Below are 17,964 nucleotides of genomic sequence, written 5' to 3'. Positions count from 1 at the left end.
TAGTGTTAAATAAAAGAGAGGAAATGCAGATGCCTGATATATCAATAATAATACCTGTTTACAATGTTAGTTTGTATATTGGAAAATGTATAGAAAGTATTATAAATCAAACATATAAGAATATAGAAATTATATGCGTTGATGATGGTTCAACAGATGGTTCGGCAGAAATATGTGATGGGTACAGGGTACAGGATTCAAGAATTAAGGTTATTCATAAAGTTAATCAAGGACTTGTTTCTGCAAGGCAGGCAGGACTGCAAGTAGCACAGGGAAAATATGTAGGATTTGTCGATGGTGATGATTGGATAGAACCGGAAATGTATCAGTGTATGTTTGAAAATATTGAAAAATATAATGTTGACATGGTAGAAACAGGGGTTATAGACAGTTATGGAGATATGTCATGTAAAGAAAGAAAATATAAATTACAAGAAGGTGTATATAAAGGAGAAAATTTTAAAAATAATATTCTTGATAAATTAATGTATGACGGCGAATTTTACAATTATGGGGTAAATACAATATATATATGGAATAAACTTTTTAAAAGAGAATATATATCCGAATGTTATATGAAATTGGATTTCAGGCAATCAATGTTTGAGGATTTTGTAAGTGTATATCCGTATTTGATAAAACATCAGTCTGTTGCGGTTATAAACAGAGCTTTTTACCATTATAGAGTAGTTAATAATTCATTGAAAAGAACAAAATTAAATAATGCAAAAGAAATATTGGAGTTGCATATTAAAACTATGAATGAGGTTATTAATAATGCCGGTCAATACAGAGAGGAGTTATCAAGACAGTTTGATTATTTTAAAATGTTTTTTTTGCTTTTAAATGATATAAAATCATTTGATATTAGATCAGAAAAAAATTTGATACCGTATGGGGGAATCGATTGCGATACTTCAGTTATAATTTACGGTGCAGGTGTAAATGGTATTAATATTTACAGATACTTAAAAGAAAATAGCAGGTGTAATATTGTAAATTGGGTTGATAAAATGTACAGCATTATAAATCTGGAGGATGCAGGAATACATTATAAAATCAAATCACCTGAGTCTATTGAGTTGGACGGCACAGATAAAATAATAATTACGGCTTTGAATGCAGATGCGGCAACAGATATAAAATCAGGGTTGGTAAGCAGAGGCATTTCTTATGACAGAATTGTTTGGATAAAAAACGAATATATAGCAAATCCTCAATTATTATTAAAAGCTGTGTTGTGATAAGGTTAGAATATGAGGTAAATTTATGGAACAAATAAATACTGTAAAAGAATATGTGAAAGAAATTAAACGTTATGATAAAAAAAATATATATATTTATGGGGCAGGTAAAGTAGGGAAGATTATATATAAAATATGTTGTGATAATAAAATTAATATTAAAGCTTTTTGTGTTACAGATATAAACGGAAATGTTGAGACAATAAATAATGTACCTGTAGTTCAGTTTGATGGGATAAGTGATAACAATGCAGTTTTTTTAATGGCTTTTATAGAACACGGAGAAAAAAGAATAAGTGAAAAACTAAAAGAAAATAACGATAATATTTTTATTGAAATGCCCAATAATATATTGATGATTGACGATTATGAGAAAAAGAGAAGAATAAGACCAACAATGGAAATAACACCTAAAATAGGCTGTGTTGTAAATTGCAGATATTGTCCGCAAAGAAATTTTATTGATGCGTATTACAAGGATAATACTAAAAGAAATTCCAATATGACATTAGAGCAGTTTAAAATATGTCTGAATAAATTGCCTAAAGATACACTGATTGAATTTGCTGGATTTGTAGAACCGTTTTTGAATAAAGAGTCAATAGATATGATGTATTATGCAAATGAAAAAGGTTATGATATGACGCTTTTTACTACATTGGTTGGTCTTAACAAAAATGATTTGGAACGTATAATCAGATTACCGTTTAAACAGGTTGTTTTGCATACAGCGGATAAAGATGGATTTGCAAATATACCTGTTACAAAAGAGTATTTGGAACTTTTAAAAATTATAACAAATACACATAAAAAAGATGGTTCAATGTTCGTTGATGAGGCAAATTGTCAAAGTAAACCACATGAAAAGGTATTAGAAATAACAAAAGGCAAATTTAAAATATATTGTGAGATGTCAGATCGAGCAGGAAATTTGGATAATAAAGATAATAATCTGACAATGGCTGATGTACATGGAAAACTTTATTGCACTCGTTCGGTTAATATTAATCATAATGTATTGCTTCCGGATGGAACGGTGGTTCTGTGTTGTAATGATTTTGGAATGAAACATGTTTTAGGAAATTTATTAACACAAAGTTATGAGAATATTATAAACGGACAAGCAATAAATGAAATAAAAAAAGCTATGAATTTGGAATGTAATATTGATATAATATGCAGAAAATGTATGTTCGCAAAAGTAAGGTAGGGGAAAATGAAAAATCGATATTGTATTTTACAAAAAAAAGAAGGAAGTTTAATTAAAGACTATAGTACGTCTGTAGTTGTAGTATATTTGTATTATTTAGATAAAATTGAAATTTGTTTAAAATATTTAAAAAATATACCTCAAAAAGTTGATGTATATATAATAACATCAAATGTTAAATTAAAAGAATTATTGGAGAAAAATTGTTGCGAATTTAAAAATATTAAAGAAATTAGGATAAAGCAAAACAGGGGAAGAGATATAAGTGCGATGCTTATTTCTGCAAAAGATATATTTATTAATTACAAATATGTATGTTTTATACACGATAAGATGGCAAAAAATAAAGATATGATACCGGATACTGAAAAATGGGTGAGCAATATGTTTGAAAACATGTTGGGAAGCGAAAACTATATTAATAATGTTTTGAATTATATGAAAAATAATAAAAAAGTAGGCTTAATGATTCCGCCTGCACCATATAGTAAAAATATATCAAGGTGGTATACCAACAGTTGGCTCAAAAATTATAATAATACAGTAAAATTATTGGAAATGTTGGGATGTAACAATGTAATTGAATATAAAGATTATCCGCTCGCAATAGGTAATGCTTTTTGGTGTAGGAGTGAAGCTTTAAAAAAGTTATATGAGCATAATTGGAAATATGAAGATTTTGACGATGAGCCGTTAAAAATGGATGGAACTATAAGTCATGCAATAGAAAGAGCATTACCATATGTTGCAGATGATAGCGGATATATTACAAAAGTTGTTATGAATAATGTTTGGGCAGAGTGCTTTTTGGAAGAAATTCAAGATGATATGATAAAAACATTTGATATTTTATCTGATGAGTATGGAATCAGGTCGCTGACGGAGTTAAGAAATTATCCAAAAAGGAAGAAAGAAATTTTAGAATTTGTCGGTAAATCGAAAGAAGTATATATTTACGGTGCGGGTGACAGAGCAAAGGATTGTGTAAAATATTTACAAAAGTTAAATATACATATAAAAGGTTATATAGTGACGGAAAATTTAAATGAACCGGATTGGATAGAATCTGGAAAATTATATAGTGTATCTTCTGTTAAAAATAAAAATATTAGCATAATTATTGCAGTCAGTATCAATTATCAACAGGATATATTACATATATTAAAAGAAAATAAGTTTAGAAGAATATATTTATTTTAACAAAGTATAAATTGTAAAGAGTTAAAAATGAAAATATAGGAAATGTAGACTTGTATTACACATATTATAACGGAACTGATGAATATTCCAATGGTGATATTGAAGATGAATTATTGAATATTGTAAAAAATAACAAAGAGTATGACAAAACAATTAACGAGACGGATTCATTTGCGGTTTTTTATCATTTATCAAAGAATAGGGAATTTATAACAGAAGTTATGGATATAAGTAAAAATGATAGTGTGCTTGAGATAGGGTCTGGCTGTGGAGAAATTACAGGGGCGTTGGCAAGAGAGGCAAAAGAAGTTACTTGTATAGATTTGTCAAAAAGGCGTTCATTAATTAATGCTTATAAAAATAGAGATAATGATAACATAAAAATATATGTGGGAAATTATCAAGATATAAAATTGGATAATAGATTTGATGTAATAACTTTGATAGGAGTATTTGAATATTCTCTTTATTATATGCAGGATAATGATCCATTTGAAAGTATGCTGATAAGCTGTATGGAGAAATTAAATGAAAATGGAAGATTATATATTGCAATAGAAAACAGGCTTGGAGCGAAATACTTTTCTGGTTGCAAGGAAGATCATGTTGGGAAAGAATTTGTCGGAATAGAAGGGTATCCGGGAGCAATAAAGGCAAGAACATTTTCTTGTTATGAAAGATGAATTTAAAATGTTTTCAAATTCATTTTTAGTATGTATAAGAAAGCAGGTATAAGATGAAAAAAGTAGTTATATGGGGAACAGGACAATATGCATCATACATATTTAAAGATATATTGATGGATAAGTGTGCTTTTGAAGGTTTTGTTGATAATAATATCGAGAAACAGAATAAGATTTGGGAAAATCAATATAGAATATATTCATTAGAAAAATCAATAGAGCTTGGCATTGACTATTATCTGATATCAACTATGTATTATAAAGAACAGATATTGTTACAGGCTCAAAGTTTAGGCATTGAGAATAAATTAATATGGTATTGGCATGATGATTTGAGTGAGTATGAATTTATTAATGATACTTCATATTTGAAAGAAAACATACTTCTGAAAATAAAAATAGAAAAATTACAGCGTCAAGTAGATAATGCACCTTATGAATATGGCAATTCTCCTGTAAAGATAAAACCAGCAAAAGATTTATTGGAGAAGATTATTGATAAAAAGTGTTCTTTATGCAGATTTGGAGATGGAGAATTTGGCTTTATTTTAAAACAGAATAGATTGTGGTATCAAAAATATGATAATAAAATGGCACAAAAACTGGAAAACATTTTAAAATCAGATAATGAGAAAATCTTGATAGCAATTGCTGATAATTATGGAAGTTTAGATAAATATAACGATAGGGCAGCAGATGAAATCAGGCAATATATGACTAAGGAAAAAAGACAGGAGCATATGGGGTTGCTGGATTTGTCAAGAGAATATTATGATGCCTATGTATCTAGACCATATATGATATATAAAGATAAAGACAAAAATGCGTTTGAAATCTTTAAATTATATAAAAAACTGTTCTACAATAGAAATATCTTGATTATTGAAGGAAAAAATACAAAGACCGGTGTTAACAATGGGTTATTAGATAGTGCCAAGTCAATTAAGAGGATTTTATGTCCAGATACAAATGCATATAGTGTATATGATAAAATTTTAAATAAGGCAATAGAGTCTGCCTCATCAGATGATTTGATATTAATTACATTGGGACCAACAGCTACTATATTAGCATATGATTTAGCAATGAAAGGATACCAGGCTATAGATTTGGGGCAGATAGATAATGAATATGAGTGGTTCATGAGACATGCTACAGAGAGAATAATAATAGAGGGGAAAAGTGTGTCTGAATTAACATGGTATAGAATACCTGAAACACAGATATATGATGATAAATATGCGATGCAGATTATAGCACAAGTGGAATAATCATATAAAGGAGTGATATATATTGTGGAGAAAGTAATAATATTTGGAACAGGAAAAAGGGCACAGTGGATTTTTAAATATCTGGATAAATATAATGAGTTTGAGGTTGTTGAAATCTGGGATAATAATGAGAAAAAAACAGGTAAGATTTATGAAGTAAATGGAAAGAATGTAGTAGTTAAACAACCACATTATGAAAATCAATATAACATAATTGTTTCATCTGATGTTTATTATGAAGAGATAACACGACAGTTAATTGAAAATTTATCGATAAACCCAATATATATAAAAAAATTCGGATATGTATTTAATAGTTTTAAGACCAAAATTTTAGAGAAATATAAGGACAGTGATAATGCTGGTATAAATAATATATGTAAGTATTTGCGGGCAAATGAATTAGATGTTTTTTGTGGACAGATAAGTAATAATTATCCATTAGATATATTTGAAGTGCATAAGGATAGTGATAATGGATTATTATATTCGTTTTGGCAAGGAAAAAAGATTTATCTAAGTTCTGTATATAAAAATCCTAATGATGCCAAAGCATACCTTTGTACATTATGCAAGGAACAGGATGTTAATTCGCCACATTGCTATAACATAGATAAATTGGATTTTTATAATACAGATATTTTTATTGATGGAGGAGCAGCAGAGGGATTTTTAGCTTTACAAGTTATAGATATGGTAAAGCATGTATATCTGGTGGAATGTGATAAGGAATGGGTTGAAGCACTTAAACTCACATTTGAGCCATATAAGGATAAAGTTACAATTATAGAAAAATGGTTAGATGAGGCAGATTCAGAAAATACTGTATCAATAGACACGCTTGTCCTTAATAATAAAAATATGGATAAAATTATTGTGAAGATGGATATTGAAGGTAAAGAAACAGATGTCATAAAGGGTATGGAAAAACTTATTGATTCTGATATAGATATGACATGTATTATATGTACATATCATAAGTCGGGAGACGAAGATATAATACATGACTTCTTTGAACAGAGAGGTTTTGATATAACATTTGCTAATGGATATATGTTTTTTCCATATGGTGAAATAATTGAACCAGAATTAAGAAAAGCGGTTTTGACTGCAAGAAAAATAATAAAAAATTAGGAGTTATTATTATGAAGTGGACGAGTAAAGGTTATGAAAATATAATTTGTAATAAAAATATAAGTGAAACAACTAAATTTTGTATTTATGGGGCAGGAAAGCTGGGAGGAGATTTATATAAAACATTAAAACACTACGATATGTTTTTTTGTTTTATTGATAATAATCATAGTATTCAGGAAAAAGGCTATAAAAATGAAGCAGTAATATCAGAAAATGAATATTTTAAAAAAGAAATAAAATATCCTGTGATAATATGTGCGTCAGACAAAAACACTTTATTAATAGAAAGTGATTTAAAAAACAGAGGGCTGATTCATAACAAAAATTATTACATATGTAGAGAATTTACCGACAAACTATTGCCGATTATAGCATATAAATTTTTTAATGAGACATTTATGAGTCTGTCGCAGATTTGTGTTACGGAAAGATGTACGCTGCGGTGTAAAAAATGTGCACATGGTTGCTATAATGTTCCGATTACAAAGGACGATATGACATTGGAACAGGTAAAAAAGAGTGCGGACATATTTTTTTCAAAAGTGGATTATATTCAGGAGTTTGTTTTAATAGGCGGAGAACCGTTGTTATATAAGTATTTGACAGATGCCGTTGAATATATAGGAAGCAAATATCGTAATCAGATGAGTGTATTTTCAATAACATCAAACGGAACCATAACACCGTCAAAAGATTTGCTTGAAAAGTGTAAAGAGTATGGTGTCTTGTTTAGAATATCAAATTATTCCGGAACAATATCAAAACTTGAATTACAGTATGAAAAATTAAGAAAATTATTTATAACTAATAATGTTGAATTCAGAATAAGCAGAAAAGAACATGAATGGATGGATTATGGTTTTGATTATTATAAAAGAGAATGTGACAATGAACAGTTGATAAATGTTTTTGATGCTTGTGGTACTCCATGTCATGAAATAAGAGAAAATAAATTTTACTATTGTGTTATGGCAAGAAGTGTAGCTGATAATTTATCTGTTAATGTTGGCAAAGAAGATTATTTGGATTTTGAAAAGCTGTCAGGAGATAACTGGAGAAGAGAATTGTTGGAGTTTATAATGGGATATTCTGAAAAAGGATATTTGGATATGTGCAGATATTGTCATGGAGCAGAAAGTTATGAATATCCGATTCCGGCGGCAGAACAGTTGTAAATATCATATATAGAATAATGTAATCAGTATTGGGGAAATGTTTTTATGAAGAAAAGTAATCCTAAGTTAAGTATAATTGTGCCGATGTATAATGCCGAGAATACCGTATCGGAATGTATAGAAAGTATTTTAAATCAGGAATTTAGAGAATATGAGCTCATATTGGTAGATGATGGTTCGATAGATAATACATTAAATATATGTAAGATATATGCTGAAAAGGATTCGAGAATTATTATTGTGCCATTAGAAAAAAATATGGGATTGATTGCAGCAAGAAAAACAGGAATTGGAATCGCACATGCGGAATTTATAGGTTTTGTTGACAGTGACGATTGGATAGAACATGATATGTACAGCAATTTGATGAATATACAAAAGGAAAATAATTGTGATTTGATTTCCTCAGGAATATATAGGGATTATATTGAAGAAAAATATACAACGGAAGTTGTTGATAATTTTCAAGAGGGAATGTATTACAATCTTCCGCAGGATATTTACGGAACAATGCTGTATGATGATAAAAATAAGACTTTTGGGATCTTTTGTACATTAGTAAATAAATTATATAGAAAAGATATTTTACAAGATGTTTATAAAGATATTGATACAAGAGTTTTTTATGGTGAAGATTGCCTGGCTTTTTTTTCTTATATTATGAAAATATCAAATTTGTATATACTGAAAAAATCGTATTATCATTATAATATCAGAAAAACATCTATGTGCGGCTCTGTTGATGAGCGGTTAAATACAAATACATATTATTTGTATAAGGGCTTGGAAAAAGAGTTTATAAACAAAAAAGAATATAAATATATATTGTTAAGACAGTTAAAAAAATATATTTTGGGAATTGAATTACATACATTGGATAAGTTATATAATATAAGTGCATTTTCGCTCGGAACACATAAATATTCTTATGAAAATTTAAAAAATAAAAAGGTTGTTATATATGGGGCTGGTAACAGTAGCGAGTCGTTATATAATTATTTAACAAAAGAATGTAAGTGTGATATTACCGGATGGGTCGACAAATATCCTGAAGGTAAAGATATGAAGGTGATGCACGAAATATTAGCCGTCAACAGTATTTTAAATATTCAATACGATTATATTGTTATAGCTGTATTAAAAAAAGAACTTGCTGACAGTATAAGAAAAGAATTGATTGAATTATATAATATAGATTCAAAAAAAATTCTATGGAATAAAGTGGAATATGTTAATCTGTTGGATAAAATGTAAATCATTATAGTATACATGGGGTGTTAAATGATAGAGAATCAAATAGTAAGTATAATTGTTCCGGTTTATAATGTACAAGAGTATATAAAAGATTGTATTAACAGTATTATTTGTCAGACTTACAAAGAGTTAGAGATTATATTAGTAGATGATGGTTCTTCTGATAATAGTTTGCAGATATGTAAGGATATGGCACAGAAGGATAACAGAATTGTGGTATTATCACAGTTGAACAGCGGGGTTGTTAATGCAAGAAAAAATGGTGTAAACAGAGCTACAGGAAAATATATTATGTTTGTCGATTCTGATGATTATGTTAATTCGGATTATGTTGAGTCTATGATGAAAATATCAAATGAATTTGAATTAGTTACATCAGGTATATTTGTCGGTAACAGAAAAGTGTTTGATTGTATTAATTCAGGTGAATATGATGTAGACAGGTTGAGTCCTGTTATAAAAAATATGATTTATGCACAGGACAATATATCGCGAGGGATTCTGTCATGTGTTTATGCAAAACGCTTTGAAACAGAATTGACAAAAAAGATTTTTAAAAATTTGGATGAAGATATATATTATGGTGAAGATGGAGAATTTGTTTATAAATATATTATTAATTGCAAAAAAATATGTGTAACAAATAATTGTAATTATAATTACAGAATGAATAATTTGTCTGTAACACATAAAAAACATGATGATTTTTTGATTAATGTAAACAGATTATATATATCATTAAAAAAAGAATTTGAAAAGAGTACATACTCTGCGGATCTTATTCCTCAATTAGAAAAATGGATATTTGAACATATAAGAATAGCACCGGAAAACATGGGATTTGGTCCTGAAAATGTTCCTATAAAATTTGTCTTAAAATGTGATGAAAATTTTGTGGATAAAAAAATTGTTGTATATGGTGCGGGAAAAGTCGGAAAAGACTATATAAGACAAATAAAGAAAGAAAAAATGTGTAAAGAATTTATTTGGGTTGATAAAAATTATGCCTCAAAGGAAACGTATATGGAAGAACACGTATGTTCTCCAGAAAAAATTTTAGCATATGAATTTGATTATATTCTAATAGCAATAAATAATGATGTGATTATAAAAGAAATAAAAAGTGAATTGCAAAAAAAATTTGGAGTAAGCAGTGAAAAAATAATTTCATGTAAGCCGTTATATATTAAAGAATTTTATGCATAGACCCAGGTTATAAAATGCAAGGAGAAAAGTTATGCTGATAAAAAATAGTGCAAATAAAACGGAGTTTTTAGAAGAAATAAAAGGGAAAAAACTGTATTGTTACGGTGCAGGAAAGGTATTTAGGGATTTTTTGAGGCTTTATCCGCATATTGATATATATTCGGTTGTTGACAGAAGTGCGGATATTTTAAAGGATACATTTAAAAATATAAAATTTATAACACCTGAGCGGTTTTTGAAAGAGTGTGAAGATGAAAAATCAGTATTGTTAATAACGTGTTTTGATTATGTTGAAATTGAAAATGAGCTACAAAAAATACAATCTCTTAATGCTTTACCATGTTATGTGTATTATATTATGCAGGAAAAAGATGGTGTTAAGGAGATGTCATATGATTTGAATAAATATCAGTTGACGGAATTCAGATATCAGGATTGTATGGCAGGACAGAAAGCTCCCACAGATGTTACGATTATTGCAGCAAAATCAGGATACAAACCTATAACATTGAACAGGGGAACCGTAACAAGAGGAACAGAACAGACAAGGCTGGCCTGGGAAGATATTGCAGATAATTTAAAAGAAGATTCGTATTTGATACTACAGTTACCGCTTTTGGATGATACAGAGGGGCTGTATAAGATTTTTGATATAAAAAAGAAAAAAAATATAAAGATAATAGGTATTGTACATGATATTAATATCGTTAGGGGAAATCCTACAGAATATGATTTCAGGCAGTATAAAGTTTTAAAAGAAGTGCCTGATGTATTAATTGTACATAATATGTATATGGTGAAAATGCTGGCGGACAGAGGATTTGATTCTGACAGGCTGGTAAAGCTTGAAATTTTTGATTATCTGATTCCAGATTATAAGGAAATAAAAGAATCAGATGGAATTGTAATAGCGGGAAATCTAATGGAATCAAAGGCCGGATATGTATATCAAATTAATAAAATAAACAATGTTACATTTAATTTGTTTGGAGCAAATTATAATGCAAAAACCCCATTTGATAATATAAATTATTTTGGAGCATTTTTGCCTGATGAACTTATAAAAAATTTAACAGGTAAGTATGGTCTTGTATGGGATGGAGATTCTGTAGAGACATGTAGCGGAGGGAAAGGTGAGTATTTAAAAATCAATAATCCTCACAAATTATCATTGTACCTTGCTGTGGGACTTCCTGTTATTATATGGGATGAGGCTGCAGAAGCAGACTTTGTATTAAGAGAAAATGTTGGTTTTACAGTTAGGTCACTATATGAATTACCTGGAAAGATGTCGGATATTAGTAATAATAATTATGAAATAATGAAAAAAAATGCAGAAACAGTGGGGGCACGGCTTCGTAATGGTGAATATTTGACAAGGGCTTTAAAGAAAGCAGAGGAAAAGATACAGGAGATTAGAGATGGAGAACATATATAAACGTGCAATTATTAATTCTAATAAAGTGGTAGAATACATGCAAGATGATTTATCTAGAGATATTTATATGGCACGTGTTATGAATAGTCTTACATATGATTATAATTATATAACACGAATTACTGTGGATAATATAGATGTAATGGATAAATTAAGAAAAGATATTGAATCATATATAAGGGAAGGAAGAAAGCTTATACTTGATGGAGCAGGTTATTATGGAAAAAGTATAAAAATGACTTTGAAGGATGTTAAATTTGAATGTTTTAGTGATAGAAATTCACAAGAGAAGATGATAATGGGAATACCTGTGCTTTCAAGGAAAGAAGCGGTAGAAAAATATCCGGATGCGTTATTTATAGTAGATTCAATGGTTTATGCCAGACCAATAAAAACGGAATTAAAGCAGCTTGGAGTTGAACATATTCTTGATTTTGGAAGTTATCTTGGTAAGTATGGTAACGCACGGGATAATCAATATTATGATGTTTTTAGATTTGGTGATGATGAAGTAATAGCAGATGTTGGATGCTTTGATTGTTATACAATGATACAATACTTTAAATATGGTAATAGTAAGTATAAAAAGATATATTCTTTTGAACCTGAACCACATCAATATGCACATTGTAAAGAAATAATTGAAAAAGGTGGATATCAGAATTGGGACATATATAATTATGGAGTATATGATAATAATTCAAAATTATATTTTAGTTCAAACAGCAGCAGTAGCAAGATAAGTAATGACGGCGATATAGAAGTTGATGTAATAAAACTTGATGATTTCTTCAAGGCACATGAAGCACCCACATTTATAAAGATGGATATAGAGGGAGCTGAGCTGGCTGCATTAAAGGGATGTGCAGAAACAATTAGCAGGTATAAACCTAAGCTGGCTATTTGTGTATATCATAAGCCGGAAGATATATTTGAAATTCCTGAATATATATTATCGCTTAATCCTGATTATAAAATGTATTTAAGACATTATACAAATCTTGTTAATGAAACTGTGCTGTATTGCGAATGACATATTTAATGATAGAGTTATTATAGAATAATTGAAAAAGATATATTTGACTTTGTTAACAAATTGAATTTGTAGTTCAATATATATTATTGCAATATTTATAATTCTGTGATATTTTAATAAAAAGCAGTTTTCTATATTACCTGTACGGTTGCTGTGTGACTTGTATAATTGATGGTATTCTATATTTTGATGGTATCATTTTCAGGCACATGGCAATGGGGCGGTACAGGGTCTGTCTATCTTGGTTTTTGTCTGTATTTCATTGAAATTCTGCTTTTAAAATAAGGTATAAAGCAGGATTATTATATTTACATGGTTTACGACTGGGATTTACAGGATGCAACAGTGTTTAGCCAGCATGGAACGTATTGCATAAGTGTATATTCAATGCTTAAAATATTAGTCATATTCCTGCTTTATCGGATAAGATAAGGAGAAGGAATTATGAATGGTAACAGAGAGTATAAGAGTGATGTGTTCAGCATGCTTATGGAAGACAAGAAGCGTGCACTTCAGCTTTATAATGTAATGAATGGTTCGTCGTATGACAACCCGGATGATGTCGAGATTAAGACGCTTGACGGAGGAATATCCCTAACTGTAAGGAATGATGCAGCATTTGTGGTTGATGCAAGACTAAGCATATATGAGCACCAGTCAACAGTGTGTCCTAATATGCCTGTGAGAAGCCTGATATATTTTACGACAATTTTATCGGATATGCTTAGCGGAAGAGGCGGAGAAGGCAGGGAAAGAAAGATAGGACGCAATTTGTATGGAAGAAAGCTTGTAAAGATTCCGGTACCACAGTTTGTAGTCTTTTATAATGGAGAAGAGAAGCAGCCGGAGGTACAGGAGTTAAAGCTATCAGATGCATATGAGAAGGCAACTGATGATCCAAGACTGGAATTAAAGTGCATGGTGTATAATATCAATAATGGCAGGAATGAGGAGATAAGACATTCTTGCAGATGGCTTGATGAGTACATGATTTTTGTAAATAAGGTAAGGGAATTGCATTATGGAAGAACGGATGAAGACCTGCTTGTTGATATACAAATGGCAATAGATTATTGCATAGAGCATAATATATTAAGGGATTTCCTGATAAAACGAAGGAATGAGGTGACAAAGAGTATGAAGCTTGATTATACGTTTGACAGGCAGCTGGAACTTGAGAGGGAAGATGCGAGAGAGGAAGGATTCGAGGAAGGACTCGAAGAGGGAAGAGAACAAGGACGTGAACAAGGACGTGAAGAAGGACGTGAACAGGGACTCGAACAAGGACGTGAAGAGGGGCGTAGAGAAGAACGAGATATTGTTAATCAGTTGATTACATTGCTGTTATCTGATGGAAGAACAGAAGATTTGAAGAAATCTGCATCTGACAGGGAATATCAGATACAGCTTTTAAAAGAGTATGGATTAATGTAATTTTATAAAATAGAATTAATATTTGCTAATGTAAACGCCTTTAGAGTATAATAGCTTTAAAGGCGTTAGGTTTATACGGAGGCATTAAGATGCAGATTGAAGATATAGTAGCAAAGTTCTCAACAGGAATATTTGTCTGGTACAATTTTAAGGAAAATGCAGCAATTTTATATTTGTATTCGATAAATAAAGACAAAGAAATAGAATCATTTCTTAAAAATAAAGGAAATGTAACATTATGTAACATAAAAAAAGGAAATGAAAATATTGATGATGTTAAAAAATTTGATTACATTGTTGGTGTTGATGTTTTAGAAGAGAGTGAATCGCCGGTAGAATTGCTTACATTTTGCAGGAATCATTTAAAGGATGATGGCAGGCTTCTATTAGGAACAGAGAATAGGCTCGGAATTAAGTATTTTTGCGGGGACAGGGATCCATATACTAATCATAGCTTTGATGGAATTGAAGATTATAGAAGAATAACAGCAGCGGATAAGAAAGATATAGGTGGAAGATGTTATTCCAGAGCAGAACTTAATGATATGTTATGTATGGCAGGGTTTTGTAATGACAAGGTTTATTCAGTTATGCCGAATTTGAAAGAGGCACAGCTTATATATGCTGATGATTATACACCGGTTGAAGATCTGGCAATCAGATATTTCCCTTTTTATAATTATCCTGACAGTGTTTTTCTGGATGAGCGTTTTATGTATAAGGATTTGGCTGATAATGATTTATTTCATACAATGGCTAACTCATATTTTATTGAATGTAGTCCTGATGGAAAGTTTGATGAGACGATGCATGTAACGCTTTCACTTGACCGTGGAGAGGAAAATGCTTTGGTTACAGGAATATATGAGCATGATGGAATAAGGGGCGTTTATAAAAAGGCTGTATATTCCGAAGGAATGAAGAAATTGTATGAAATGCAGGATAATCTTGATGAATTGCGGAGAAGAGGTATTAGTGTCGTTCAATCTAAGATTGAAAACGACAAATTTGTAATGCCATACGTAGACAAGCCTGTTGCATTGGTTGCGTTAAGAGAAATTGCAAAGAAAGATAAAGAAGCATTTTTTGATGCATTGAATGATTTGTATGAATTGATATTATCATCATCCGAGCATACAGATATTGTGAATGAAAAGGACAGGAATAGTGCCAATGGGAAAGATATGGGAGTTATCCTTTCAAAGGGATATATTGATATGGTGGCACTTAACTGTTTTTATGATGAGACGATAGAAGAACCGAAGAAAAGATTTATATTTTATGACCAGGAGTTTTATTTTGAAAACTGTCCGGCTAAAGCTATATTTTATCGTTCAGTATCAGTTATATATGATGGTGCTGATATGGAATTTGAAAGATTGATTCCAAGAAAAGAGGTACTTGAAAGATTCGACCTTGCAGAGCTTGAAGAACTGTGGCAGCGTATATCCTACAGATTTACAAGCGAATTACGTAATGAAAAGGAATTACAGCTTTATAAACAGGAAAGAACGTGTGACGCAAGAGTAATCTACAGTAACAGGGAAAAGATTAATTACAGTGCCTCTGATTATCAGGAAATATTTGTTGATATTTTCAAAGGACTTGACGATAAAACGAAAGTTGGAAATAATAAAAAACTTGTTCTTTTTGGTTCGGGCAATTTTACAAAAAGATTTCTGAATGAATTTGCAGGTTGTTACGATATTTTTTCGATTATAGATAACAATCGGTCGAAATGGGGAACAATGATGGATAATGTACCGGTTAATTCTCCTGATGTTTTAAGAGATATAGATTCTGATGAACTTCATTTGATTATTTGTATAAAAAAATATTATGGTGTTGTAAAGCAGTTAAAGGAAATGGGAATTTCAAAGTATCATATATATGACCCTTCAAATGAATATCCGAATAAAAGAAGAGAGATTGCACAAAAACGTGCGGCAGGCATGATTGCTGAGAATTCAGGAAATACTGGCACTGATGGAGAAAATGAGAAAAAACCGTATAATATAGGTTATATAGCTGGTGTTTTTGACCTTTTTCATATCGGACATCTTAATATGTTTAAAAGAGCAAAAGAACAGTGCAACTATCTGATTGTCGGGGTCGTGTCAGATGAGGGGGTAAGGCTTAATAAGCAGGCTGAGCCGTTTGTTCCGTTTGAAGAAAGAATTGAAATGGTGCGTTCATGCCGTTATGTTGATGAGGCTGTAAAGCTTCCGCTTAATTTTTGTGGAACACAGGATATGTATAAAGTGTATCATTTTGATGTTCAGTTTTCAGGAAGTGATTATGAGCATGATGCGTATTGGATTGCTCAGAAGGAGTTTCTTGAAGAGCATGGTTCAACAATGGTATTTTTCCCATATACACAGAGTACAAGCTCTACGAAGCTGAAGAAAGCTATTAATGCAAAGATAAAAGAGTATGGTTTATACGAGGAGTGATTTTTAAAGTAATGCGTTTTGTTTTATTTTATTCAGATGTAGAGTCGTTTAATTATTTTACAGATAGAATTGTTGAGGAATTAAATAAAAAGAATCATGAATGTTTTGTACTTGATTTGCGTGATATGTCACGATCAGGAGAACATTCATTTGAAAGATTTAATTCGTTCCTTGAAAAAAAAGCTGATGCGGCAATAGCATTTGATGGTTTGGGAATAAAGGACAGGATATTTGTTGAACTGTGGGATTCCATGAATACATTGGCAATTAATATTCTTATGGATCACCCATTAAGATTTCATCCAACAATGTTAAGACATCCTAGGAGGTACATACAGTTTTGCTGTGATAGAAATCATGTGGAATATGTAAAAAAATATTTTGGTGAGAGTGTGGCTGATGTAAGATTTATGCCTCATGCCGGTACATATATGGGTGAGCCTGATTTGGAAAATTACGAAAAAAGACCATATGATGTTTTGTTTTCAGGAACTTTTTATGAACCACATATATATCTTGAACAGATAGATGAGATGTTTAGTGATAATGAACTTATAAAGATGTTTTATCATAATCTTGCAGATTATATGACTGACAGGAATGAAGTGTCTACAGAGCAGGCAGTGGTTGATGTTATGGATTTGATGAGATTGATTATGTCTGAAAAACAGGTGATACAGCTCTTCAGGTTTGCAGAGCCTGTTGACTGGCTTGCGAGAATGTATTATAGAAAGCAGATTGTACAGGTGATTGCAGATTCAGGTATTGATATATGGCTTCTGGGGCGTGGATGGGAGAATCATCCTGCTGCTATGCTTGACAATGTACATATTATCAATGACAGAATACCGTTTAAAGATACACTTCCGGTTATGGCAAAGGCAAAGATTAATCTTAATATTATGCCGTGGTTTAAAGATGGAACACATGACAGAATATTTAATATTTTATTGCAAGGCTCACTTCCTCTTACAGATAAAAGCAAATGGCTCGAAGATAATTTCACTGATAATGAAAATATTGTATTTTATGATTTGAATGAGTTGGACAGCATTCCTGAAATAATAAAAAACTATCTTGATAATCCAGAAAAATCAAAAGAGATTATTAAAAATGGTTTTAATGAAGTTGCTGATAAATATACGTGGACACAGATAACGGAGCAGATTCTTGCGTGTATAGAATAAGTTATGTGATTAATTTTGGAAATTAATCAATAAATA

At 30.5% G+C, this 17,964-nt stretch carries 14 protein-coding genes; all 14 read left to right on the top strand.

What is annotated here, in order from left to right; all coding sequences use genetic code 11:
• Positions 1-2: 2 nt before the first annotated feature.
• Positions 3-1,244, top strand: a complete 1,242-nt coding sequence (locus tag WMO38_RS07550) for a glycosyltransferase family 2 protein (protein WP_349162049.1) — start codon at positions 3-5, stop codon at positions 1,242-1,244.
• Between the two features lie 25 nt (positions 1,245-1,269).
• On the top strand, positions 1,270-2,454 hold the full coding sequence (locus WMO38_RS07545) for a radical SAM/SPASM domain-containing protein (protein WP_349162048.1): 1,185 nt from the start codon (positions 1,270-1,272) through the stop codon (positions 2,452-2,454).
• Between the two features lie 6 nt (positions 2,455-2,460).
• Positions 2,461-3,654: a rhamnan synthesis F family protein gene (locus WMO38_RS07540; protein WP_349162046.1), complete on the top strand. Its 1,194-nt coding sequence runs from the start codon at positions 2,461-2,463 to the stop codon at positions 3,652-3,654.
• Between the two features lie 50 nt (positions 3,655-3,704).
• Positions 3,705-4,337, top strand: a complete 633-nt coding sequence (locus WMO38_RS07535) for a class I SAM-dependent methyltransferase (protein ID WP_349162045.1) — start codon at positions 3,705-3,707, stop codon at positions 4,335-4,337.
• Between the two features lie 53 nt (positions 4,338-4,390).
• A complete protein-coding gene (locus WMO38_RS07530) occupies positions 4,391-5,608 on the top strand; it encodes a GT-D fold domain-containing glycosyltransferase (RefSeq protein ID WP_349162043.1) in 1,218 nt (405 codons plus the stop codon).
• Between the two features lie 24 nt (positions 5,609-5,632).
• Positions 5,633-6,742: an FkbM family methyltransferase gene (locus WMO38_RS07525; RefSeq protein ID WP_349162042.1), complete on the top strand. Its 1,110-nt coding sequence runs from the start codon at positions 5,633-5,635 to the stop codon at positions 6,740-6,742.
• An 11-nt stretch (positions 6,743-6,753) separates the two neighbouring features.
• Positions 6,754-7,920: a radical SAM protein gene (locus WMO38_RS07520; RefSeq protein WP_349162041.1), complete on the top strand. Its 1,167-nt coding sequence runs from the start codon at positions 6,754-6,756 to the stop codon at positions 7,918-7,920.
• A gap of 45 nt (positions 7,921-7,965) precedes the next feature.
• Positions 7,966-9,174, top strand: coding sequence for a glycosyltransferase family 2 protein (locus tag WMO38_RS07515; protein WP_349162039.1), 1,209 nt, complete (start codon positions 7,966-7,968; stop codon positions 9,172-9,174).
• Between the two features lie 27 nt (positions 9,175-9,201).
• Positions 9,202-10,380 (top strand): glycosyltransferase family 2 protein, encoded by a 1,179-nt coding sequence (locus WMO38_RS07510; RefSeq protein WP_349162038.1) that lies wholly within the window; start codon positions 9,202-9,204, stop codon positions 10,378-10,380.
• Positions 10,381-10,411: 31 nt separating this feature from the next.
• Positions 10,412-11,818, top strand: coding sequence for a glycosyltransferase (locus WMO38_RS07505; protein WP_349162037.1), 1,407 nt, complete (start codon positions 10,412-10,414; stop codon positions 11,816-11,818).
• A complete protein-coding gene (locus WMO38_RS07500) occupies positions 11,802-12,851 on the top strand; it encodes an FkbM family methyltransferase (RefSeq protein WP_349162036.1) in 1,050 nt (349 codons plus the stop codon). Before WMO38_RS07505 ends, WMO38_RS07500 begins: the two co-directional genes overlap by 17 nt.
• A gap of 447 nt (positions 12,852-13,298) precedes the next feature.
• On the top strand, positions 13,299-14,288 hold the full coding sequence (locus tag WMO38_RS07495) for a hypothetical protein (protein ID WP_349162035.1): 990 nt from the start codon (positions 13,299-13,301) through the stop codon (positions 14,286-14,288).
• Between the two features lie 89 nt (positions 14,289-14,377).
• Positions 14,378-16,741 carry an adenylyltransferase/cytidyltransferase family protein gene (locus WMO38_RS07490; RefSeq protein ID WP_349162034.1) on the top strand — a complete coding sequence of 788 codons (2,364 nt, stop codon included), beginning with the start codon at positions 14,378-14,380 and terminating at the stop codon, positions 16,739-16,741.
• 11 nt (positions 16,742-16,752) lie between these two features.
• Positions 16,753-17,928 carry a glycosyltransferase family protein gene (locus WMO38_RS07485; RefSeq protein WP_349162033.1) on the top strand — a complete coding sequence of 392 codons (1,176 nt, stop codon included), beginning with the start codon at positions 16,753-16,755 and terminating at the stop codon, positions 17,926-17,928.
• The last annotated feature ends 36 nt before the right edge of the window (positions 17,929-17,964 follow it).

Source organism: Lachnospira hominis (ex Hitch et al. 2025), from assembly GCF_040096395.1.
In the GTDB taxonomy this organism is placed as follows: Bacteria; Bacillota; Clostridia; order Lachnospirales; family Lachnospiraceae; genus Lachnospira; species Lachnospira hominis.
The sequence above is the reverse complement of the archived record's forward strand: the minus strand, read 5'-3'. Positions and strand labels throughout refer to the sequence as shown.